Genomic DNA, 23200 nt, shown 5'->3' on the forward strand with positions numbered 1-23200 from the left:
CCGGCAGGAAACATGTATGGCCAACACATCACCCGCTCACACCCTGTAAAAAAAGGGGACTCAAAAAAAGGGGACTGATTTATTTCCAGAAAATAAATCAGTCCCTTTGTTTGCCCACATTCTTTGCAAGAATTCGTCGCCGGCGGCGCACTCAGAAAGCAAGTGATATCCTAACCAGATGTCCCAACCTGCATCGAGCTTCAGATCGTTGCGCTCGAAGTCGGGACAGATTGTTCCGTCGAGGCCGACAACGACTTCGCCAACCCGCTTAAAGCCCCAGTCATTAACCAGCTTGCTTTCCAGCACCTTCCATTCGGCAACCGACAACTCACCGAATTCGATGAGTAAATGACCATTTGCAGCTTGCAGGAGATTCATAGGTTTGGCCGGCGAGGGGTATAGGGTCGATTGGGAGCTTGCATTCAAGTAACCGGGCAACGTTAACAAGGAGCATTCATGTGGGCCATTAGCATTGATCGCGATAGCGTGCATGCAGGGGATGATCTGGAAAGTCATAGAACATCAATCGAGCTTGATCCAACGTTAACACTGCGCACATTGTTCGAAGCGATCCGAGGTATGGGTTACTTGCCTGCCATCAGTGGAGGCAAGGCGACGTGGATTATTTGTACGTCTGGCAAACACATTGGTGTTTTAGCTCAGCAATGGCTAGAACCCAAATTGACGATCCCCGCCGAGAGCACTCTGAGCCAGTATTTTGCAGATTCCGAACCTCGCCTGCTGTTCAAATATTGGTGCCAGATAGACCCTGACCATGTCTTTTCACAGATCAATGCTGGACTTGAACCACCGTCTCGATTTTAGGATGGGCAGGAGGTTTCCTATTCATCAAGGAGCTGAATTGTCTAATTGGGGTCAAAAGCGGTCGTCGTCGATATTTCTCGAGCGACTGCTTTCGGCCAAGAACGGACATCCATATGGGTAGATTTCAGCTCGCAGTAGCCTCCAGAACGGTAGTTACACCAGCTTTTCGATAGAAATCGAGGTGGCTTGAATCGTGATATCTCCAAAATCACCTTCAAGGAATAAAACATTATCAACGATGCTTATCCCTTCAAGCTCTCCGAGCCCGCTGTGGTTTTGAACGTAAAGAGCGCCGAGTCTGATAGCCAGCTCCGTGCCGTCCGCGTTCCATGCCATCAGTTTTTTTTTGGTCCCGTCATCCAGTCTCACAACTATCTCAAAATAGCGATGGGCTTGGTCCACTGTGATCGACAAGACACTGCTTTCTTCAAGTGCACGAACATCCATCATGAAGCTTCTTTCGATTAAATCCGCATCCTACTACAGACCAGTTTCGGCGAATGAATGCGCCCGAAACGAATTTCCACTTTTGGTCAATTACAGCCCCTCAACCCTTCAACGACATCGGCCTGTCCCCTCCCGGAGGCAAGCCAAACAACCTGCGCACCCGATTAAGAAACGCCCCATAAGGCCGCCCCAGCACCAGCATCATCACGGCCGCGCCAAGTGTGCCGCGCACCAGACCTTCTCCCGATGCACCACTGAAGGCAATGATCGCCGCATAGATCGGCACCTGAAAACTGACCAGGGCGATGCTGTCCCAGAGCAACCTCGACACCCGACCCTGACCGGCGCGCGTCATCACCCAATCGCGCCAGACACCGTAAGGTCGCGCGACGGGAATCATCAGCGCCGCGCCCAGCAGGCGCGCGTGCAGAACCTGATCCCACGCCATGCCGGCAATGAAACGTTCATTGATGATGCCGGTGGTGGTGAAAAACAGGATCAGCGCCGTGGTGTCTGCGATAAATGCGGTCCGACGCGTTGACTGTTGCAGGCGTTGCGGCACATCGATTCTCCTTTCATGGCTTCAGCATTATCTTTCCTCAGCTAGAGGCCGGCGCTTCATCGTGCTGTGACAGCGGCTGCACCGCGAGGTGCGGCGATTCGCCGAAGTACTCGATCAGCAGTTCGGTGAGCACACGGATCTTGCGCGCGGGATGCGGGCCTGGTGCGCGGAGGAGGTAGGCGCCGGCGGGGGGCGGTGGATGGTTGGTCATGATCGGCACGAGTGCACCCGAGGCAATGTGTTCGTGGGTGAGGCAATCGGGCAAATAGGCAACGCCAAGGCCGGCAGTCGCGGCGGCGGCGAGCGCGGTGCCGTTGTCTGCTTTGAAGCGTCCTTGCGGGCGAACCGTGATGATCTTGTCAGCCGCCATGAATTGCCAGGCTTCGGTGCCTTGCATGAGCGCTTGATGGGCGTGCAGTTCGTCCGGGGTTTCGGGGGCGCCGTGCGCTTTGATGTAGTCGGGGCTTGCGACGAGCTTGGTGTAGACCGGGCCGATACGCCTTGCGATCAAGTTGGAGTCCTGCAGATAACCCACGCGAATGGCGCAATCGTAGCCCTCGGTAATCAGGTCAACGAAGCGGTCGCTGTAGCAGGTCTGCATGTGCAATTGAGGGTGACGGCGAGCCATTTCCGCCAGCACCGGGGCGAAGTGCGTCGGCCCGAACGACAACGGCACTGCTACGCGCAGGCGACCGCGCAGGGCGCCGGCGGGCAGGATGGTTTCCTTGGCGATGTCGATTTCGCTACAGACTCGGGCGGCGTAATCGCGGAACGTCGCGCCGGCCTCGGTGAGTGACGCCCCTCGCGTCGAGCGTGCCAGCAGTTGCACGCCGAGTTCCGCCTCAAGCCGGACCAGCCGGCGGCTGACGATTGATTTCGAGACCCCGAGCCGCAGCGCCGCCTGCGAAATGCCCCCGGCATCCGCCACGTCGACGAAGGTTTGCAGTTCTTCGATATCCATTTTCGCGTTCCCCTTGGCGCGACACAGTTCGCCTCGGGATGCTACTACTGCCGCGAATAGGGGAACAGCACAATGGGTTTTCCAGGCACGGCGTACTCGCGTGCGCTCTGGAACCACAAACCGCACGGGCTCCGGCCGTTTCACCGACGTGCGCTACCCATACAAAAGGACCTGCAAATGGCAAGCGAAGCAATCCGCAACCCCCACACCGATCAACTGCTGACGCCCGAGAATTCAGCATTGATCGTCATCGACTATCAACCGGTTCAGGTGTCTTCGATCCGCTCGATGCCACGGGATGAACTGGTGTTCAACATCACTAGCGTCGCGAAGGCGGCGGTCAACTACAACCTGCCGATCATCCACTCGACCGTCAATGTCGCGACCGGCCGCAACAAACCACCGATTCATGAGTTGCAAGCGGTGCTCGGCCATTTGCCCACCTATGACCGCACGTCGATCAACAGTTGGGAAGACACCGAGTTCAAGCAGGCGGTCAAGGCGCTCGGGCGCAAGAAACTGATCATGACCGCGCTGTGGACCGAAGCCTGTCTGACCTTCCCGGTGCTCGATGCTATTCAGGAAGGCTATGAGGTTTATGTGCCGGTCGATGCGGTGGGCGGTACATCGCTTGCCGCACACGAGGCAGCGTTGCGCAGAATGGAACAGGCGGGTGCGAAGCTCATCAGCCGCGTACAAATGTACTGCGAACTGCAGCGCGACTGGGCGCGAGAAGTAACCGTGCCAGGTTTCATGGGCGTGTTTGAAAACTTCGACGGCTTCAATGCTGAGAAGGCGCTCCAGGAAGCGGGCAACAAGGCCTGATCAACCGGCCGTTGTTGAAGGTGGCGCTGGCAATAGCTGGCGCTGCTGTTATTTGGCTTTTTTGAACGCCTGAAAATAATCTGAACCGCTGTAGGACCTGCTCGCCTAATGATTAGCTTGTGGTCAATCGCACAAGCGCTGTGTCAATCACGGCACACTCCGAGAGGTGGTCAACGTGGCTAAAGACGAAAAGAAAAGCAAAGACAAAGGTGACGCATCGAAAGCGAGCAAGGACTTGAAAGACAAAAAGTCATCACCTGAGAAGAAATCAGCGGCAGCCTCGGCGCTTTCCAAGTCCTCCGACAAGGACAAGAAAGACAAGAAAAAAGATGCCGAACCGAAGAAGTCAGCGAAAAAAGCCGATAGCAAGCCGGAGAAGGCCAAGGATTCGAAGAAGGCTGACAAGCCGGCTAAAAAGAAAAAGTGATCTTGAAGGCAATAAAAAACTCGGCATTCAAACCGGGTTTTTTATTGCCAGCTATTCGGGGCTTCAGAGCGCCGCTTTCACCTGCAAACCAAACACCAACGCATTATCGATGTCCTGCCCGGAAAACGCGCCGGGCTCGATGATGTACTGCACATTCGGGCGCAGGGTCAGCCAGGGCGTGGCCTGATAACCGTAGCCGAGTTCGATCAATTGCTCGGCGCTGTCCAGGTTCGGAAACGCGGTGCCATTGTTCAATGCGGCGTCCTGCAAGACGTCACGGCTGCGCGGGTTAGGCACGGCGCGGCCATAGCCCAGAGCGACGGTGTCACGCGGACGACCTTCAAACGGTTTGTACAGAACCACGCCGGTGCCGTACCACTTGCTGAACGGTGACGCCGCCTCACTGGCGGCCGAGTACTGACCGAAAGCGTGCAGGCTGCGGCCTTCGGACGTCGGCGAGCTCCAGACGGCTTGATCGATCAGCAAATAATGACCGCCGCGACCGGACACTTCTTTGTCACTGCCGATGCGTTTTACATCAGAGCTGTCGTAGTAGTAACCGAGCTTGTACTCGCCGGGCAGGGCGCCCGCGTGTTTGTACACCAGCTCGATGGGGACCACGGTGCCGGTGGTGTGTTTCGGGTCCAGGTGCCAGGCGCGGCTGGAGTTGCCGTTGCTTTCCGGGTCAACGTTGAACGCCGCCACGCGCAGTTGCCACGAGGACGACAGGTCGTATTTCACTCGCACGCCGAGGCGCGCGTTGGGGTAGTTGGTCCAGCCGCTACCGCCGGACATGTTCAGCGGATGGCCACAGAAACCGGCGTTCATGAAGTTGCAGAGGATGCCGCTGTCGAGGCCGCCGAGGTCATTGCCCATGGCCATGTAGCCGAGTTTTACATTGAGCGCCGGGGTAAACAGGCTGCGCTCGTAACTCAGTTCGGTCAGGCGCGTGTACAGGCCTCCGTAGTTTTCCTGGATCGGCAGACGGTTGCCGACAAGGTCTTCCGAAGCGCTGTTGCCGCGTCGGTCGTTGATGGTCAACTGGACCTTGCCAGCGTTGTCGACGCCGTACAGTTTGCTCAGATCGAACTGCACGCCGAGCTTGATGTTCTGCGAGTAGCGCGCCGAGCGATGCAGGCCGCCGTCAGCGTTGTAAGCGGTTTCGCCGCTGTAGTCGCCGGTGAATTTGACGCCCTGTTCATCCATCTGGTGCCGCAAGCCACCCCAATCGCCGGTGAGGGTGCTGCGGGTCAACAGATCGGAATCGTTGTCGGCCAGCGCGGGGAGGGCAGTGGTGCACGCGATGCCCAGCAACAGGCGTTTGAACAGGTCGGAACGGGAAAAACCAACAGCCGATAGCATGTAAATCTTCCTGCAGAAAACATGAGCAATAGGGGAAATGCAGCGCGGCACCCGAAGGTGCCGCGCTTTACGTGAACGCCGTGGTTTACGGCAGGGCGTAAGCCATCACGTAGTCGCCGCGATCGGTCGACTGACGCGCACCACCGGCGGTGATGACGATGTACTGCTTGCCGGTTTTCGGCGAAACATAGGTCATCGGGCCGCCCTGGCTGCCGACCGGCAGACGTGCTTTCCAGACTTCTTCACCATTGCCGCTGTTGAAGGCGCGCAGGTAGAAGTCCTGGGTGCCGGCGATGAAGATCAAACCACCTTGGGTCGACAGGGTGCCGCCGAGGGTTGGCAGGCCAATCTTGATCGGCAGGTGCATGCGGATGCCCAGTGGACCAGTGTCTTCAACGGTGCCGACCGGAACCTGCCAGGCGACTTTCTGGGTCTTCATGTCGATCGCGGTCAGCGTACCGAATGGCGGTGCCTGGCAAGGAATGCCGGCTACCGACAGGAAGCGGTTCTTGTTCACGGCGTACGGCGTACCTTTCAGCGGCACGGCGCCCATGCCGGTGTTCAGCGCTTCGCCACCGCCAGCCGCCTGGCCTTTGTTCTGCGACGGGATCATCTGAATCCACAGACCCAGACGCATGTCGTTGACGAAGATAAAGCCGTGCACCGGGTCAGTGGAAATGCTGCCCCAGTTCATGCCACCCAGCGAACCCGGGAAGCTCAGCGATTTATCGGTGCCCGGCGCGGTGTACAGGCCGTCGTAGCGCATGCCTTTGAAGTCGATGCGGCAGAGCAACTGGTCGTATGGGGTGGCGCCCCACATGTCCGATTCAGTCAGGTGCTGAGCACCGATTTCTGGCATGCCCACCGATTTCGGCTGGGTTGGCGAGTACGGTTCGTTCGGGATGTTCGCCGCTTTCACCGGGACTTCTTTAACGTCAGTCAGCGGTTTGCCAGTGGCGCGGTCGAGCACGTAGATCTGCCCGGCCTTGGTGCCGATAACCACGGCCGGAACGGTTTTGCCGTCCTTGGTGAAGTCGATCAGGCTCGGCTGCATCGGCAGGTCGAAGTCCCAGAGGTCGTTGTGTACGGTCTGGAACACCCAGCGTTCTGCGCCCGTGGTGGCGTCGAGCGCGAGGATCGAAGCACCGTAGGTGTGATCGAGTTTGCTGCGCTCGACACCATAGATGTCGGTGGACGAGCTGCCCATCGGCAGGAAAACGGTGTTGGTTGCCGGGTCATAGGACATCGGCGCCCAGCTGTTCGGCGTGCTGCGCACGTAGGTGCTGCCGTCGGCCGGCGCCTTTTTATCCTGTGGGTTGCCCGGGTCGAATGCCCAGCGCATCGCACCCGTCATCACGTCGAAACCACGGATCACGCCGCCAGGCATGTCGGCTTGCACGTTGTCAGCCACGCGACCGCCTACCACCACGGTGGTGCCGGCCATCAACGGCGCGGACGACAACTGATAGTAGCTGTCCGGTACATCACCCAGACCGGCTTTCAGATCGACCTGGCCATTGTTGCCGAAGCCCTGGCAGAACTCGCCGGTGTCCGCATCGACTGCGATCAGACGGGCATCAATGGTGTTGGTCAGCAGACGACGCTGGCAATTGGCGGCCGGCGCAGGCTTGGCTTCGATGATCGACGAGTTGCTCGGCTGAGCAATCGCTTTGGTGGCGTCGAAATAGGCCATGCCACGGCAACGCTGCCAGACTTTCGACTGAGCGTTGATCGCGTTCTTCCACAGCTCTTTACCGGTGTCGGCATCGAGGGCGATCAGGTTGTTGTGCGGGGTGCAGATAAACACCTTGTTGCCAACCTGCAGCGGAGTGAGCTGATCTTCAGCACCATTGCCATCGCTCTCGGCGACGTCACCGGTGTGGTAGGTCCACGCCACTTTCAGCTTGTCGACGTTGGTGCGGTTGATCTGGTCCAGCGCAGCGAAGCGGCTGCCACCTTCGGTATTACCGTAGTGCGCCCAGTCTTTTTGCGCTTTGTCCGGCTCAACCGGGGTCAGGCCCGGGCCAGTGCCGGTTGCGGCAACGGTCGGGTGGGCGACGAACATATTGCCGGCCGCCACAACCACGCCAACTGCCAGCACCGCTGCCACGGCGTAAGCGCCGCGACCGCCAACGCCACCGCTGGCACGCTTGAGCAGCGGATAAACCAGCGCCACGACCAGGCCGATCACACTGAACATGAACAGGCGCGAGAACACCGGCCAGAACACCAGCCCGGCATCGCTCACCGCCCAGATCGCGGTGCCCACCAGAAACGCGGCGAACAGCCACGCACCGGCCACCTTGAAGCGCGCGATCAGCAGACCGGAAACGGTCATGACCAAGCCACCCACCAGGAAGTACCACGAGCCTCCCAGGCTGACCAACTTCACGCCGCCCGCAGCCAGCGCCAAGCCGAGCAGGGCGATGACGACGCCCAGCCCGATCAGAATGAATTTTGATATGCCCGAGAGGCGTTGACTCTGCTTCACGTTGAGTGTCCCGTTGAAATGAGGCGCGCATTATATAGTTAGGTAACTACCTAGTTAAAACACAAATTTCAACGTGAAGCGTAGTTCGCGGTTTTGTCTCGCGCCTGCAGAGGGCTCAGATGTGGAAATGTCTGTCGAAATGCGCACAAAAATCACTGTTATGTCAGATTGGTTGTGAGTTGTGACAGATTACGGATGCCGTGCCCTCAGGCTTAAATCATTTGCGCCGGGTTGTAAATGCGACGAATAACCGCCGATTAGCCCGACCCAGAGCGGTCGCTTGGCGCATCGAGCTATATGGATATGCTTTTTTAATCTTGGAATTCGCCACGGTTTACCGCTCAACTGGCGCCTTTTTGATAGGTGGCTATTTATGTCCGAGCGATGTGAGGTGGTGGTTCTGGGCTTGGGCGCCATGGGCGCGGCGGCGGTTTATCAGCTGGCGAAAGCGGGAGTGAACGTTGTCGGTATTGATCGTCATCACCCACCTCACAACCTCGGTTCCAGCCACGGTGATACGCGCATTACTCGGCTTTCAGTAGGAGAGGGCGCGCAATATGTGCCCATCGTGCGCAATTCTCATCGCATCTGGCGCGAGCTTGAGGCACTGACCGGGGAATCGCTGTTCGAACAATCGGGTCTGCTGGTGTTGACGTCGAGCGCCGAATTCGATCCTCAAGACCCGACCGACTTCACCTTGCGCACCATCGGCCTCGCGCAGACCTACGGCATCGAGCACGAAGTCTTGCCCGCCGAACAGATTCGCCAACGCTTTCCGCAATTCGCCAACGTGCACGACTCAGCCATCGGCTATTTTGAACCGGGTGGCGGCTTCGTGCGCCCGGAGCGCTGCATCGATGTGCAGCTCAAACTGGCCGAGCAACACGGAGCGACGCTTTATAAAGGCGAGACCGTCACGGCGATCAGCTCGAACGAAGCAGGGGTCACAGTCACGACCAACCAGCGCACGTTACGGGCCGATAAACTGGTGATCAGCGCGGGCAACTGGAACGGCGAGTGGCTCGGTGAGCCGTATGAGAATCTGCTGACTGTTTACCGGCAAAAACTGTTCTGGTTCGAAGTGGATGAGAACGCCGGACTGGTTGGCCACTCACCGACGTTCATCTTCACCCACGGTCGCGGCGACGACAAAATCAACTATGGCTTTCCCGCGCTACCCGGCGAAAGCAGCATGAAAATCGCCACCGCGCAGTACCACACCTCAACGTCAGCGCAGGCCATCGACCGTACGGTTTCAGCGGCAGAAGCGCGAGATATGTACGAGCATCAGGTGCAAGACCGCATCGCCGGCGTGACCTCGAAAGTCCTCAAGTCGGCGGTCTGCGCCTACACCGTGACGCCAGACCGCCATTTCATCATCGACGAGCATCCAACGCTGCAACACACCCTGTTTGTGTCGGCCTGTTCCGGTCACGGTTTCAAGCATTCCGCCGCGCTCGGCGAAGCATTTGCGCAGTGGTGCATGCGCGGCTCGAGCGACCTGGACCTGTCCTCTTTCTCCCTGAAACGCTTCGAAGGAAAACTATCGTGAAACGCGTCGCGCTCTCCGTAGCACTGCTGGTCGCCGCCCTGGGCAATGCCTATGCCGAAACCCTGAAAATTGCCGTGGTGCCTGTGCCCCATGCCGAGATTCTCGAGTTCTTGAAGCCGGAACTGGCCAAGGAAGGGGTGACGCTGGACGTCAAAGTGTTCTCGGACTATATCCAGCCCGACCGGCAGACGGATGAAGGCTTGCTCGACGCCAATTACTTCCAGAGCAAACCGTATTACGAGGCCTACAAAAAAGACCGGCCGAGCAGCGATCAAGTGCCGATTGTGGCCGTGCACATCGAACCGTTCGGTGCCTACTCGAAGAAGATCAAAAACATCAGCGAACTCAAGGATGGCGCGACGATCGCCATTCCCAACGACCCGACCAACTCCGGTCGGGCGCTGCTGCTGATCGCCAAACAAGGCCTGATCACCCTGAAGGATCCCGACAACATCATGGCGACGCGCCTGGACATCGTCAGCAATCCCAAGCATCTGAAGTTCCAGGAACTCGAAGCGGCCATGCTGCCGCGGGTGTTGAATCAGGTCGACATGGCGCTGATCAACGCCAACTACGCGCTGGAAGCCAAACTGGTGCCGCACAAAGACGCGCTGTTTATCGAAAGTTCGGAGTCGCCGTACGCCAATTACCTGTACGTACGTCGCGACAAGGCCAACGCCCCGGCGGTGCAGAAGCTCGGCGCATTGCTCAATTCACCGCAAGTGAAACAGTTCATCCTCGAGCGTTATCACGGTGATGTGGTGCCGGCGTTCTGACTCCGTCGGGAGCCGCCAGACATGCTGACGGCTCCCGATATCTTCAAGCGTTCTCTTCAACCCGGCGCACATTGCCCAACGAATCACGCTGCATCGACTGCAGGTTTTTCTCGATGGTCTCGCAAAGTGCTTCCATCTGAATCTGATGTTCACTGTGGCGAAACGGGCTTTGCAGATCGGTGCCGATACGTTCGATGGCCAGCAGCATAAAACCGACCACGGTCGAGGCCAGCGGCGTGAACCAGCCCAACGATTCCACCAGGCCGATCGGCACGATCAGGCAGAACAGCGAAATAAACAGCCGCGGAAAATACACATAAGGGTAGGGCAGCGGCGTATTCGCGATCCGCTCCATACCGCCCTGGCTGTTGGACAGATCCACCAATGTCGATTCCAGTCGTGCCAGACGAATGCTGTCCAGGCGCCCGGCCTTGTATTCTCTTGCGAGCAAGGTCGCGGAACCGGTGAGGATGTCATTGGCGAAGTTATTGGTGGTGCCACTGCGCGCGAACTCATCCGCCGGAATAAACGCGCGGACTTCCTCAGGACAAGGCTGACCTTGCAGGTGCGCGGCTAGGCAATTTACATAGGCCACATGCCGGCGCAACAGGGTCGATTTGACCGGATTCACTTCGCTGCCGGAGTCGTCCAGCAGCGTCAGCACCTGCCGGGCGAAGCTGCGCGAGTTGTTGATCATCGACCCCCACAACGTTCGCGCTTCCCACCAGCGGTTGTAAGCGCTGCTGTTTCGAAAACTGATCAGCACGATCAATGCCGAACCCAATAACGTCAGGGGCATCAAGGGCAGATTCAGCTTGGCGTTGAGGAAGAGCATGAAATCGACGGTGACGGCGATGTCCCAGAGCAGCAGCCAGAACAACGCCCAACCGACGTAGCCCAGAGTCTTGATGATCAAACGGTATTTTTTGACGATGGCAGCTTTCAAACGGAAACCTCGTGGCGAGCGGTAAGCGTTAACGCCTTAGCTCGGACGGTGTTTTGGGGGGAAAGGTTCGGTCAATAGTCTGGCAACCGGCGTCTCGACTTTCCGGGGTGATCATCGCCAAAGGCGTTACCTCCTACGTTCTCGCTACGCCCGGCACATCCATGTTGATCTTGCGCCAGAAAGCTTCCGACAGACTGTAGACCGAGAAGGCAATCAGCCCCAACGCCATCACCATCAAGATCAGCCAGCCAGCGGGCAGATTCTGCAGCGCATCGAGCGCTTCCTTCATACCCGGTGGATCCATGGCCTGATAGGTGGAGCCGCTGATTGCCAGCAGCAATGAAATCTCGATAAACACGACACCGCGCGCGATCAGACCAAACCGCGAGACCGGGCGGACGTAGCGCATGACATCCTCGTCGGCCTCGAAATACTTCTCGAACGTCGCTTTCCAGCCCTTGAATATGTGAGCAATGCCGACCCCAAGCGGAATGAGGGCGAACAGGTACACCAGCCAGTTCGAGTGTTCCCAGGACAGCAGATGCGCCAGCCAGTCTTTGGTTTGTCCTGCGGAGTTGCCCGAGCTTTTAATCCCGCTGATGAGTAGGCCCAATGCAAAGAACGCCAGAGCACCGTTGACCAAGCCGCCCACAAACAGCCCTGTGCGAATCACCAGGCCTTTGAGTTTTTTGCCGTGATGATCGACATCACGCGTGGCTTGCAGAACACGCCAGGCGGCAAACGCGAGCAGTCCCGCAACGACAAGCCCCACCAGAAAATAGCCGAAAGGCTGGCCCAGCAGGGCTTCCAGACTCTTGTGGCTGTCTTTCGGTTTGGTTGAATCCTGGGCTGCCAGTAACGCAAAGATACCGATGATCAGATACAGCATTCCTCGGGCGGCGTAGCCTCCCCGAGCGAGGATGACAAGGTTGCTTTGCGCGGACATGGGACGTATTCCTGTGAGGTCATAGGAGAGCAGACCCTTCTGGTCGGGAGGGGTTCTATGACCTGTCGAGGAACACAGTGTCTTCTCCAGGACATCGGCGCCGAGGCCGGTCACGACCACGTCGTTTCGTTGCCGACCGATAACGACGACGCAGAGTAACCGCGCGGCTCATTCTGCGAGTGCTTTTCCCCTGGCAATTGAAAACGCTTGCGGCAGGCGCGCGCCATTCTTCGCCGCCAGAATCTCGGCCATCACGCTAACGGCAATTTCCGCCGGCGTCTTGCTGCCAATGTAGAGGCCGATCGGCCCATGCAGGCGTTCAAGCGACGCCTCGGTTTCACCAAAATGCTCGATCAGGCGTTCGCGGCGCAGCTGGCTGTTACGCCGCGAGCCGATGGCGCCGATGTAGAACGCCGGGCTGTGGAGCGCTTCGAGCAATGCCAGATCATCGAGTTTGGGATCATGGCTCAAAGCAACGATGCAGGTGCGCAGATCGACCGCAAAGTCCCGCACCACGTCATCCGGCATGCCGACAATCCGCTCCACGCCATCCACCGCCCAGGTCTCGATGTACTCGGGGCGGGGATCGCACACGGCAACTTTGAAACCGTTGAACAAGGCCATGGTCGCCAGATATTCGGCCAATGCGCCGGCCCCGATCATCAGCATCCGATAGCCCGGCCCTAGAGTGTTGAGCATCTGCACACCATCGAAAATGAACTGTTCCGGCGTTGCGGTCGGTTCGAGCAGCACCTGACCGGATTCCAACGCCAGACGACGGCGAACCAGTTGCCCGGCGTCCAGTTGCGTAAGCAGTTCATCAAGCGACTGCCACGCCGGGTTGAACTCAAGAATCAGTTCGAGCGTGCCACCGCAGGGCAGGCCAAAGCGATGCGCCTCATCGGCGCTGACGCCATAGCGCACCACGTGCGGTGCGCTGTCGCTAAACACGCTGCCGCCATGGGCCGTTGTGTAGCGATGGATCAGGTCATCCTCGATGCAGCCGCCGGACACGCTGCCCACCACGCGACCATCGTCGCGCAAAGCCATCATCGACCCCGTCGGACGCGGTGAAGAACCCCAGGTGCGCGCCACCGTAGCGAGCAACACACGTTCGCCAGCGGCAAGCCAGTCCCGCGCCGTGCGCAGGACCAGCAAGTCGATGCTTTCCATCAGTCTCTCTCCTCTAGCGCATCTGCAGAATGATCGGACTGCTGCTGGCCGGATCGGTGTGTTCCCGCAACTTGCCCACCGTCTGCGCATCAACCGCCGTGCCCTGATTGCCCCAGGTGCTGCGCATGAAAGTCAGCACTTCGGCGATCTGCTGATCCGACAGCTGTTCACGGAAGGCCGGCATGCGATAGGCATCCGGTACACCAGCCGCGACCACACGCTGCGAACCATTCAGGGTGATGTTGATCGCCGAGGCGCTTTCCTTGGCCAGTGCAGAAGTCGCGCCGGCCAGCGGCGGCATCCATTCAGGTTGACCCTTGCCGTCCAGACCATGGCACGAAGCACAGCGCGTCACGTAGGTCTGCGCACCGGGCGAGTCCAGACGTTGCGCTGCCGACACCGCTTGATACTGCCACGGCGCGCCATCCCGTTCGCGATCTCCGGGAAGCGACTTCAGGTAGTGGGCAATCGCGCTCAGATCGTCATCGCTCATGAACTGCGTGGAGTTGTTGAACGCTTCGGTCATCGAGCCGTAGACCACCGCGTGTTGGTTGCGACCGGTCTTGAGGAACTGCACGATCTCCGGCTCGCTCCAGCGGCCCAGCCCGGTGTTGTGATCATCGCGCAGGCTCGGTGCGTACCAGCCATCGAGCAAGGCGCCGGCGAGGTACGGCTTACCGGTGTCATCGAGTGCCTTCTCGTTGAACGCCAGGCCGCGCGGCGTATGGCAACTGCCGCAGTGCCCGGCGCCCTGAACGAGGTAAGCGCCACGGTTCCAGCGCTCATCCAGCGACGGTTTGGCCACGTACGGTTCGGCATCGACAAACACACCGTTCCACAGTGCAATCGGCCAGCGCAGGTTCAGCGGAAAGGGAATGGCACTGGGGATGTTCGCCTGTTTCACCGGCGCCACGCCTTTCATGAAGAACGCATACAGCGCGCGCACATCATCGTCACTGAGCTTGGCGTAGGACGGGTAGGGCATCGCCGGATACAGACGGCGACTGTCGGGTGCCACGCCGTGACGCACCGCCCGGTCGAAATCCGCCAGGCTGTAGTGGCCAATGCCGGTTTCCGCGTCCGGGGTGATATTGGTCGCATGGATCGAGCCCAGCGGTGTGGCCATTTCCAGGCCGCCAGCGAACGGCGCACCGCCCGGCACGCTGTGGCAGGCCACGCAGTCGCTGAGCCGGGCGACGTATTCGCCTCGAGCGACCAGCGCCGGGTCGATGTCGGCCACGGCGATCTGATGGGTTTCAAGGCGCGAGACGGGCTCGCGGGTGGCATACCAGGCCAGCAGGCCTGCCGCGACCAGGCACGGCACCGCCAGCCAGCCAGCGGTTCTTGCGAATCGGCTGTTATTCATGGACGCTCCGGCGCTGATCAAGTGAAGGTGTGTCGGCTCATGGGCAGGCTGCGCACCCGCTGACCGGTTAGCGCTGCCACCGCGTTAGCGACGGCGGGCGCGACCGCAGGCAACGGCGGTTCACCGATGCCGCCCATTTTTTCGCCACTCTCGACCACCCGCACATGGACCCGAGCCATCCGCGCAGGCGGCAGGATCGGATACAAGTCGTAGTTGCGCGCCCGGGGTTTGCCATCAATCCACACGGCTTCTTCCACCAGGGTTTGCGACAGTCCCAACGCCACGGCGCCATTGACCTGCGCCTCGACAATCGCCGGGTTGACGATGCTGCCCGGATCGATCGCCTGCCAGATGTCGTGCACCTTGACCTGGCCGTTCTCGATGGACACCTCGGCGATCACCGCTGTCTCTGTGCCGAATGGCGACGCCATGGCCACACCGCGCGCACGGCGGCTGCCATCCTCGGCGGTAAACGGCCCGCGCTTCCAGCCGCCTGACAGTTCACCCACCGCTTGCAGCAGGGTGGTCAGGCGTTTGTTGTCGCGCAGCAAATGCAGGCGCAGGTCGAACGGGTCCTTGCCGCCCTTGTCGGCCAGTTCATCGAGGAACGATTCATAAAAGAAGTCGTTGAGCGAATTGCCCACCGAACGCCAGTAACCGAGCATCGCCGGGCCTTTGACGTAGATCTGCGCGATGCGTTTGTTGGGGATCGCATAGGTTTTGCCTGACAACCCTTCAAGCGCCGTCGGGTCGAGCTTTTCACCTTGCTTGCCGGCGAGGGCTTCGGTCGGGCCTTCAGTGGCACTGATCGCTTCGATTGCCAGCGGCCAGCCGTCGGCGTCCAGAGCGCCACGGAAATTCACCGCGGCAACCGGACGGAGCACATCACGCAAGAACTCTTCTTCGCGGCTCCAGATCAGTTTGACCGGGCGGCCAACCGCTTTCGCCAGCGTGATCGCCTGCGGATAGGGACTGGCCGAGTCATACAGGAAATGCCGGCCGAAGAACCCGCCCAACAGCGGTGAGTGCAAGGTGATGCGCGAGAGATCGAGGCCCGTGCGTTTGGCAATGTCGGCGCGGAACATGTCCGGCGCCTGATTCGGCAACCAGACTTCCAGCGAACCGTCCGGGTTGAATCGGGCCAGCGCCGACGGCGGTTCCAGTTGGCCGTGGTTCAGGTATTGATTGTGGTAAGTGGCGTCAATCCGGGTCTTGGTGTCCTTGAGAATCGCCGCCACTTCGCCTTCGTTTTCATCATCTTTGGCCAGGCCTTTGTCTTCAGCGAGGCGTTTGAACCAGGCGTCGCTGGAAAAGTCGGCGGGCATCGGCCGCACTTTGCTCTCGGCGGTTGGCTCTTGCCAGTCGACCTGGATTGCCTCGACCGCACGTTTGGCGTGCCACCAGCGCTCGGCGACTACCGCCACGGCACCTGGCAATCGGTGCACGGAATGCACGCCCTTCATTGCCTTGACCTGCTCTTCGTTGCGCAGGTTGCCAACGGTCATGCCCAGGCGCGGAGAATGTTGCACGGCAGCATGGAGCATGTCGTCGACCTTCAGATCAATGCTGTACAGCGCCTTGCCGGTGGACTTGTCGTAAGCATCGAGGCGTTTCACCGGTTTGCCGATCCAGCGGAACTGGCTCGGATCACGCAGCTTCACAGAGGCCGGATCAGGAACCGGCAGATCCATCGCGCGCTCGGCCAGTTCACCGTACGCGAGCGAGCGGCCCGACTTGGCATGTACGACTTTGCCGGGCTCGGTGCTCAACTCGCTCACCGGCACGCCAAGTTGCTGCGCACCCGCCTGCAATAACATGGCGCGGGCGAGGGCGCCGAGGCGGCGCATGACCGGGTAACTCATGCGCACCGACATGCTGCCGCCGGTGATGCGCATGCCGTTCTCCAACACCACATAGGCTTCGCCGGGCGGGGCGGCTTCGACCAGAAAGGTCGACGGATCGGCATCCAGCTCTTCACCGACGATTTGCGCCATCGCGGTGAACGTCCCTTGTCCGCCTTCCATGAACGGGCAGAGCAGGCGCACGCGGTTGTCCGGACGGATCTCGAGAAACGCCGGGACCTGCGTGCCGCGCTCAACCGTCGCAGAAGCGGCAGCTTGCACGCGCGTCGCACCCAGCGGCAGGCCGAAGCCGAGGACCAGTGCGCCGACGGCAGTCCCGGTCAGAAAACGTCTGCGCGATACATTGATCGGCTCGTGCAGATCCAGCACCGAGGCTTGCTGTGAAGGGTCGATTCGAACGTTCATCACGCGTCTCCCTTGCCGGCAAGCTCATGCATGGCGGCATGAATCGCGTTGTAAGTGCCGCAGCGGCACAGATTGACCATTGCCGCCTCGATCTGCGCATCACTCGGCTTGGGGTTTTGTTTGAGCAGCGCGGTGGCGGCCATCACCTGCCCGGACTGGCAATAGCCGCACTGAGCGACCTGCAGATCGACCCAGGTCGAAACCACCCGTTTGCCCACGTCATCGGTTTCGATGGCCTCAATCGTGGTGACCTCGCGGCCGACCACACCGGCCACCGGCGTGACGCACGAGCGCACTACATTGCCGTCCACCAGCACGGAGCAGGCGCCGCATTGCGCCAGTCCGCAGCCGTACTTGGTCCCGGTCATGCCCAGATCATCGCGGATCACCCACAGCAAGGGCGTATCGGCGTCGGCATCGACCTGATAGGTCTTCTGGTTGATTCGTAGTTCCATGATTCACCCGCTGATCATCGGTTGACGTGCATTGTTATGAGCGGTGACACGCGGCGAGGCGCAGCACCGTTTTTCGTTCAATTCGCGACGGTGCCTAGCGCTTCCGCCTCGAATGGCTGCCCGCGCAGAAGGGCGATGTCACGACTCGGCGCGGTGCCGAACAGGCGGCCATATTCGCGGCTGAACTGCGAAGGGCTTTCATAGCCGACGGCAAACGCCGCCCGCGAAACGTCGAGCCGCTCGACCAGCATCAGCCGCCGCGCTTCGTTGAGCCGTAGCCATTTCTGGTACTGCAGCGGACTCATGCCGGTGAGCTGGCGGAAATGATGGTGAAAGGTCGGTGCGCTCATCTGCACCCGCGCGGCCAGATCGTCGATGCGCAGGGCATCTGCGTAGTTGAGCTTGAGCCAGTCAATCGCCTTGGCGATGCGATAACCCTGACCATCGACGGCCGTGATCTGCCGCAGCCGTGCGCCTTGATCGGTGTGCAGCAACCGATAGTGGATTTCGCGCAGAATCAGCGGCGCCAGCACCGGAATCGCCTCGGGTTCATCGAGTAATGCCAGCAGGCGATCGAGAGCTCCCTCCAGCGCAGACGAAAGGCTGCCAATTGCGGCGCCCGTGCCCGTTGCTGGCTGCCGCTTGGCCGGCAAGCCGCTCTTGGTGATGACCTCGGCGAGCATGCTCACATCCAGTTTCAGCACGAGGCCGACACAGGGCTGTGCGGGACTGGCGAGCGTCACTTCGGAGTTGGCGGGCAGATCCATAGAGGTCACCAGAAACCGTGACGGGTCATAGCTGTAACCCTCACCACCGACCCACAAGCGCTTCTCGCCGCGACCGACGAGAATCAGGCTCGGTTCGATCATGCACACAACAGGTGGCGCCGGTTGGTCGCGACGAAACAGCGACAAGCCGGGTATTGCCGTGGCGAAGTCACCCGGTGCGCTCACGCGCGGGTCGATGTGCAATGCCAAAGGCGATTGCTGCGGCAGAGGGGTAGGGATCATGTCGGGTCACTCCTGTTGACCGAACTCTAATGCGCGCGCGAGACGTTTCCTATCCATCACCCTGCATCGCCAGAGGATCAGGCAAGCATTCAAGAGGAATGCACTAGGGAAGGGCCGGATTGACCGGGAGAATGTGTCTATCTGTTACAGGGGCAGTGCTCGCAAGAGCGACAAACTGCTTGCCCCTGCGCATCACATCCACAGGTTTTTCGCACCACAGGTAGTTCCCATGACGTTTCCTTCTACAGATCCTTCTAAAAGAACAGGCGGCTGGAGTGCGGTGCTGGCCATGTCGCTGGCCGCATTCGCTTTGGTCGCTTCAGAATTTATGCCGGTCAGCCTGCTGACGCCGATCGCGGCCGACCTGCACATCACCGAAGGCCAGGCCGGGCAGGGGATTTCCGTGTCCGGTGCGTTTGCCTTGATCACCAGCCTTCTGATTGCCTCGGTCGCCGCTCGCGTCGAACGCAAGAAATTGCTGCTGGGCCTGACCTTGCTGATGATCGTCTCCGGTACGGTGGTCGCGGTCGCGCCGGGCTACCCTTCATTCATGTTTGGACGTGCGTTGATCGGGATAGCGATTGGTGGTTTCTGGTCGCTGTCGGCAGCGACTGCGATGCGCCTGGTAAAACCTGAACAGGTTTCGCGAGCGCTGGCCATCGTCAACGGCGGTAACGCGCTGGCGACGGTCATCGCCGCTCCGGCGGGGAGTTTTCTGGGCTCGCTGATCGGCTGGCGCGGGGCATTCTTCTGCGTGGTTCCGGTTGCAGCGCTGGCCGCCGTGTGGCTGCTGATCAGCCTGCCGTCGTTCAAGGCTGAGCGCCAGGCAAATAGCGGCAATGTCCTGCGCCTGATGAAGCAATTGCCGGTGGCCTTGGGCATGGTCGCTGTCAGCGTCTTTTTCATGGGCCAGTTCATGCTGTTCACCTATCTGCGTCCCTTTCTAGAAGGCGTGACGGGCGTCAGTGTTTCAACGTTGTCCTTGATGCTGCTGGGGTTGGGACTGGCCGGTTTTATCGGCACCTTTCTGATCGAACGGTTTATGGGCCGCGGCCTCTACCGCACGTTGACCGTCATCCCGCTGATCATGGCGGCCATCGCGCTGGCGTTGGTCAGCTTCGGCAAATCACCGGTGCTGACCGCCATGTTGCTCGGCCTCTGGGGATTGGTAGCCACCGCCGCGCCGGTCGGCTGGTGGACTTGGCTGGCGCAAACGCTGCCGGATGATGCGGAGGCCGGAGGTGGGTTGCTGGTAGCGATTGTCCAACTGGCGATCGCGGGAGGCGCAATCATTGGCGGTCTGGCTTTTGATCTGAGTGGCTACAAAGCCACATTCGAGCTCAGTGCTGCAGTGTTGGTCGTCGCGTCGGTGTTGGCGTGGATGGCGGGGCGCAATGCCACGGAGGTTCATCTTGTCGAGGCGAATGCGGCTGCTTGAGGGGAGCAGCCGTTTCTCATGAGGCAGTGTTGGAAGTCGATGACAATCCGGATTTTCCGGTTTTTCGTTGACTTGGGGCGTTTTGGTTCAGCGATCAATCATCTTGCGACAATGGAGGGGGGGATGCCCATTTGAGATTGGGCGGGTGTGGAGGGTCAGCTTTCGGCCAATTGCGGCCCATCAATTAAAGGCGCTTTTGTCCGAAAAGCACCATTCAAAAATATCTGTAGCACGACGCGCAGGCACCGACCTCAAGGACGATGTAGCCCTGTCGCATCCCGCCAGTACATGGTTTGTTCGAACTGAAAGCTAACTAGAAAGAAGGCTGAACACGACTGAGATATTGATTGGGCGACTTTTTCCAAATCGTCTATAGCCGACTCTCCCTCTGGTTCGGGCCCTTTAATTCTGATGGTACAACGCACAGCGACAGGAAAGTCGATACCCATTGTATTCTCAGCATAAATCGAGGGGTCACCGAAAGCGTCATCGGTACGTAATTTAAGTCCTGAGCTAAATTCAGCGTATAGCCCATCTTCTGTTACCTCGACTTTTCGAGCACCAGCATTCTCAAGGGCATTGCTCAATGTCAAAATTGTGAGCGTACTATCAGCTTCCAAGCACAGATCAAGACTCATCAATCCTCCCTTTTTCCCGATGAACACTTGCACCAAATTTGAATGCGATTGTCGCGACAGTGTAGTTGACTAGCGGTACGAATGTCCGCTTCTGGGCCGAAAGCAGATGCTCGAAAACAGTTTGGTGCGATCTCGCTCGCGTGACTGGCACGTAACGGTGAAAATCAAACGTCCTTGCTTTCACCTTGCCGATTGATGGCCAGATTGACAGTGCCCGCGATTAAGCGGGCACCGCTTCCTATATAGGAAAAAGGCCTACACGCCTGCTTACCAGTTGTAACTCAATTTGGCGGTAACCTCGCGACCCGGGTTGTAGAAGTTCGCGGTGCCGGAACCGACCACGTGCTGCTCATCCAGCAGGTTGCTGAGGTTCACCGCAAGGTCGGTGCCTTTGGCGATCTTGTAGTTGAAGGCGGCGTCGAACAGCGTGGTGCCATCGCTTTTGCCGGAGTTGGCGGCATCGAAGTAATAAGAGCCGACGTAGCGCGCGCCCAAGCCAACGCTGACATCAGTGCTTGGCACGTCGTAGTAACTCCAGAGCGAAGCGGAATGCTTGGGTGCCGTGGCGAACTCATTACCCTTCAGGGAGCTGCCGTCGTACAACGAACCGCGCTGTACCTCGGACTCCATATAGGAATAACCACCGATCAGGCTGAGGTTCTGCGTCACCTGCGCCTTCGCCTCCAGGTCGAGGCCACGCGCCCGCGACTCGCCCACGGTCTGTTGCTCAATGATGCCGCTCGGCAGCACCACGGCGATGGTGACGTTTTCCTGGGTCAGGTCGTACACGGCTGCGGAGAACAGGGCGTCCATCCCCATCGGCGCATACTTCACGCCTATCTCGTACTGCCTGCCCGTCTGCGGTGTGACGCCAACCTGCGGCGGCGAGACGGATTCCACCATGCTCACATAGGTCGACACTTCATCGTTGACGATATAGGTCAACGCACCTCGGTAGGAGGTTTCGGAGAAAGTGTCTTTCTCAGTGGATTGCAGGCCTTTACTGGTCAGGTCCATCGAGTCGTTGCGCACCCCCCCGGTGACGATGAAGCGCTCGTAGAACGAAAGGTTCTGCTGCAGAAATACGGCCTTGGTGGTCGCGTCTCGCTTGTTGACGGCATATGGCGCGATTGAGCGTGATACGCCAGTAAACACGGGGTTTGCAATGTCAATCGAGGTCGTCGGGGCGTAGACCGAGCTTTCCTTGGTGGTCGAATCGAGGTACTCCACGCCCACCAGGCTGCTGCTGTCGATGTTCTCGAAGCGGGCATCGTATTGCAGCATCAGATTGCCGTTGAACTGGTCGGCTTCGGTGTCCGTTCCAAACTGATAGCGGTCTACGGTGGTACCGACACGTGCGGCGCTGTCGCTCAGGTAAACGTAGCCAAAATCATCGGTCAACTTGCTGTAACGCAGATTGCTGCGCAGTACGAAGCCGTTGTCGAAGTCATGGGTTACGTTACCGCTGAGGCTGGTGCGCTCGACATCGTGAAAGTTGTAGCTGGGCTCACCATAAAACTTGCTGCGGTCGTATTCCTTGTCCAGCGGATAACCGCCACTGTTGGGCGAACTTTCGGTTTTCAGGTAGTCCAGAATCATCGTCGCCGACGTGTAATCCGTCGGTGCCCAGGTCAGGCCCCCCATAAACAACTGGTTATCGTCCTGCGAGTGATCGTACTCGCGGTCGCTGTTTTGGCCCTTGGCAGTAAAGCGGCCAGCCAGGGTTTTCTCGTCGTTCAGCGCATCCCCCACGTCGATACCTGTCTCAACGTGATCAAAGGATCCGTAGGTCACATAGCCTTGGCCAAACTGCTCGAAGCGCGGCTGCTTGGTCACGAAATTCACCGAACCGCCCGGATCCGCGGGGCCAAACAGCGTAGAGTTGGCGCCACGCAGAATCTCGATGCGCTCATAAGCGAATGGATCTTCGCGTACGCCGCGCATCGAACTCAGGGTCAAGCCGTCACGGTAGGTGGTGGCCTGGAAGCCGCGGATCTGGAAATAGTCGTTGCGGTCATCCGTACCATAGAAGTCAGTGATCACGCCGGGCGTGTATTGCAGCGCCTCTTCCGTGGTGCTGACGCTGCGTTGCTCCATTTCCTTGTTGGTAACAACTGATACCGATGCCGGTGTGTTGAGAATGCTGGTTGCCACTTTTCCGCCAACCCAGAGTTCCTTGGCGACCACCGAGTTGGCGTCGTCGTCGGCACTGACCCTGACCTTGGCATTGATGATGAGGGGGGCAAGGCGGTAGTCCTCGACATCCGTTGCGTCGAGTTCCAGCGGGCCGGCGGTCTGTGCTTGAGGGACCAGCAGATAAGCATTCGGACCTCGCTGTTCGATCTGCAATTGGCTCCCCAGCAGCAACGATGACAGCGCTGCCGACGTATCGAGCGAGCCATTCACGCCAGCGGTGGTGCGGTTCGCAACACTCGACGCGTCGAAGGAAAGACTGATGCCGGCCTCGCGCGCAAAGCGATCAAGTGCCGGCGCCAGTGGGCCGGCAGCGATGTTCCACTGCTTGATTTGATTGCTATGGTCAGCGCTCGACGTTTGCGCCAGCGATGGCAATGCGTAGCTGCTGACGATCAAACCCAACATCGCACCCTGCAAGGCACGGTTCAATGGATGGCGCTGTGAAACCGGGGACGAACTCATGTTCTCGCTCCAAGAAAGGACATCGACAGACTGGCCTGTATTCCGGCCTTCCTTAGAGGTCGAACGATAATGAGA

21 protein-coding genes are annotated in these 23200 nt (G+C 59.3%); 6 read left to right on the forward strand and 15 right to left on the reverse strand.

Going from position 1 to position 23200, the window contains the following annotated elements; genetic code table 11:
* Nucleotides 1-60 precede the first annotated feature (60 nt).
* On the reverse strand, nt 61-378 hold the full coding sequence (locus ACIF4X_RS00745; protein ID WP_397480517.1) for a hypothetical protein: 318 nt from the start codon (nt 376-378) through the stop codon (nt 61-63).
* 78 nt (nt 379-456) lie between these two features.
* Between ACIF4X_RS00745 and ACIF4X_RS00750 the strand changes: the two genes are divergently transcribed.
* Nucleotides 457-825 carry a hypothetical protein gene (locus tag ACIF4X_RS00750; protein WP_141125695.1) on the forward strand — a complete coding sequence of 123 codons (369 nt, stop codon included), beginning with the start codon at nt 457-459 and terminating at the stop codon, nt 823-825.
* A gap of 153 nt (nt 826-978) precedes the next feature.
* Here the strand turns inward: ACIF4X_RS00750 and ACIF4X_RS00755 are convergent, their stop codons facing one another.
* The 3 genes from ACIF4X_RS00755 to ACIF4X_RS00765 all read right to left on the reverse strand — a co-directional run bounded on the left by ACIF4X_RS00755 (nt 979) and on the right by ACIF4X_RS00765 (nt 2795).
* Nucleotides 979-1275, reverse strand: coding sequence for a hypothetical protein (locus tag ACIF4X_RS00755; RefSeq protein ID WP_249384200.1), 297 nt, complete (start codon nt 1273-1275; stop codon nt 979-981).
* Nucleotides 1276-1372: 97 nt separating this feature from the next.
* The gene (gene alaE / locus ACIF4X_RS00760) at nt 1373-1834 is read right to left on the reverse strand and encodes an L-alanine exporter AlaE (protein WP_397480518.1); all 462 of its coding nucleotides are present in this window, start codon (nt 1832-1834) and stop codon (nt 1373-1375) included.
* A 37-nt stretch (nt 1835-1871) separates the two neighbouring features.
* Complete coding sequence (locus ACIF4X_RS00765) at nt 1872-2795, reverse strand: LysR family transcriptional regulator (protein ID WP_397480519.1); 924 nt, start codon at nt 2793-2795, stop codon at nt 1872-1874.
* Between the two features lie 177 nt (nt 2796-2972).
* On the opposite strand from ACIF4X_RS00765, the gene ACIF4X_RS00770 reads away from it, so the two are divergent.
* Nucleotides 2973-3620, forward strand: coding sequence for a hydrolase (locus ACIF4X_RS00770; protein WP_397480520.1), 648 nt, complete (start codon nt 2973-2975; stop codon nt 3618-3620).
* A gap of 166 nt (nt 3621-3786) precedes the next feature.
* Nucleotides 3787-4047 carry a hypothetical protein gene (locus tag ACIF4X_RS00775; RefSeq protein WP_163013585.1) on the forward strand — a complete coding sequence of 87 codons (261 nt, stop codon included), beginning with the start codon at nt 3787-3789 and terminating at the stop codon, nt 4045-4047.
* Nucleotides 4048-4110: 63 nt separating this feature from the next.
* Here the strand turns inward: ACIF4X_RS00775 and ACIF4X_RS00780 are convergent, their stop codons facing one another.
* Nucleotides 4111-5409 carry a carbohydrate porin gene (locus ACIF4X_RS00780; RefSeq protein WP_397480521.1) on the reverse strand — a complete coding sequence of 433 codons (1299 nt, stop codon included), beginning with the start codon at nt 5407-5409 and terminating at the stop codon, nt 4111-4113.
* Between the two features lie 85 nt (nt 5410-5494).
* Nucleotides 5495-7900, reverse strand: a complete 2406-nt coding sequence (locus ACIF4X_RS00785) for a glucose/quinate/shikimate family membrane-bound PQQ-dependent dehydrogenase (protein WP_397480522.1) — start codon at nt 7898-7900, stop codon at nt 5495-5497.
* Between the two features lie 373 nt (nt 7901-8273).
* Between ACIF4X_RS00785 and solA the strand changes: the two genes are divergently transcribed.
* Nucleotides 8274-9452, forward strand: a complete 1179-nt coding sequence (gene solA / locus ACIF4X_RS00790) for an N-methyl-L-tryptophan oxidase (protein ID WP_397480523.1) — start codon at nt 8274-8276, stop codon at nt 9450-9452.
* Nucleotides 9449-10228, forward strand: coding sequence for a MetQ/NlpA family ABC transporter substrate-binding protein (locus ACIF4X_RS00795; protein WP_122854761.1), 780 nt, complete (start codon nt 9449-9451; stop codon nt 10226-10228). Before solA ends, ACIF4X_RS00795 begins: the two co-directional genes overlap by 4 nt.
* Nucleotides 10229-10271: 43 nt before the next feature.
* On the opposite strand, the gene ACIF4X_RS00800 is transcribed toward ACIF4X_RS00795, so the two are convergent.
* The 7 genes from ACIF4X_RS00800 to ACIF4X_RS00830 all read right to left on the reverse strand — a co-directional run bounded on the left by ACIF4X_RS00800 (nt 10272) and on the right by ACIF4X_RS00830 (nt 18391).
* On the reverse strand, nt 10272-11174 hold the full coding sequence (locus ACIF4X_RS00800) for a bestrophin family protein (RefSeq protein ID WP_397480524.1): 903 nt from the start codon (nt 11172-11174) through the stop codon (nt 10272-10274).
* Between the two features lie 133 nt (nt 11175-11307).
* On the reverse strand, nt 11308-12120 hold the full coding sequence (locus tag ACIF4X_RS00805; protein WP_397480709.1) for a DUF1206 domain-containing protein: 813 nt from the start codon (nt 12118-12120) through the stop codon (nt 11308-11310).
* A 168-nt stretch (nt 12121-12288) separates the two neighbouring features.
* Complete coding sequence (locus ACIF4X_RS00810) at nt 12289-13293, reverse strand: XdhC family protein (protein ID WP_397480525.1); 1005 nt, start codon at nt 13291-13293, stop codon at nt 12289-12291.
* Between the two features lie 13 nt (nt 13294-13306).
* Nucleotides 13307-14659 (reverse strand): c-type cytochrome, encoded by a 1353-nt coding sequence (locus tag ACIF4X_RS00815; RefSeq protein WP_397480526.1) that lies wholly within the window; start codon nt 14657-14659, stop codon nt 13307-13309.
* 17 nt (nt 14660-14676) lie between these two features.
* A complete protein-coding gene (locus tag ACIF4X_RS00820; protein ID WP_397480527.1) occupies nt 14677-16926 on the reverse strand; it encodes a molybdopterin cofactor-binding domain-containing protein in 2250 nt (749 codons plus the stop codon).
* Nucleotides 16926-17381: a (2Fe-2S)-binding protein gene (locus tag ACIF4X_RS00825; protein ID WP_397480528.1), complete on the reverse strand. Its 456-nt coding sequence runs from the start codon at nt 17379-17381 to the stop codon at nt 16926-16928. The genes ACIF4X_RS00820 and ACIF4X_RS00825 overlap by 1 nt, the downstream gene beginning before the upstream one ends.
* Before the next feature lie 77 nt (nt 17382-17458).
* Nucleotides 17459-18391 (reverse strand): AraC family transcriptional regulator N-terminal domain-containing protein, encoded by a 933-nt coding sequence (locus ACIF4X_RS00830; protein WP_397480529.1) that lies wholly within the window; start codon nt 18389-18391, stop codon nt 17459-17461.
* A gap of 229 nt (nt 18392-18620) precedes the next feature.
* Here ACIF4X_RS00830 and ACIF4X_RS00835 point away from each other — a divergent pair, with 229 nt between their 5' ends.
* Nucleotides 18621-19829, forward strand: coding sequence for an MFS transporter (locus ACIF4X_RS00835; RefSeq protein ID WP_397480530.1), 1209 nt, complete (start codon nt 18621-18623; stop codon nt 19827-19829).
* A 251-nt stretch (nt 19830-20080) separates the two neighbouring features.
* Here the strand turns inward: ACIF4X_RS00835 and ACIF4X_RS00840 are convergent, their stop codons facing one another.
* Both ACIF4X_RS00840 and ACIF4X_RS00845 read right to left on the reverse strand, forming a co-directional pair.
* Nucleotides 20081-20467, reverse strand: coding sequence for a hypothetical protein (locus ACIF4X_RS00840; protein ID WP_322847230.1), 387 nt, complete (start codon nt 20465-20467; stop codon nt 20081-20083).
* Nucleotides 20468-20734: 267 nt separating this feature from the next.
* Nucleotides 20735-23125, reverse strand: coding sequence for a TonB-dependent siderophore receptor (locus ACIF4X_RS00845; RefSeq protein WP_397480531.1), 2391 nt, complete (start codon nt 23123-23125; stop codon nt 20735-20737).
* Between the last annotated feature and the right edge of the window lie 75 nt (nt 23126-23200).

The sequence above is a fragment of the Pseudomonas sp. NPDC085632 genome (assembly GCF_044541255.1).
Lineage (GTDB): Bacteria > Pseudomonadota > Gammaproteobacteria > Pseudomonadales > Pseudomonadaceae > Aquipseudomonas.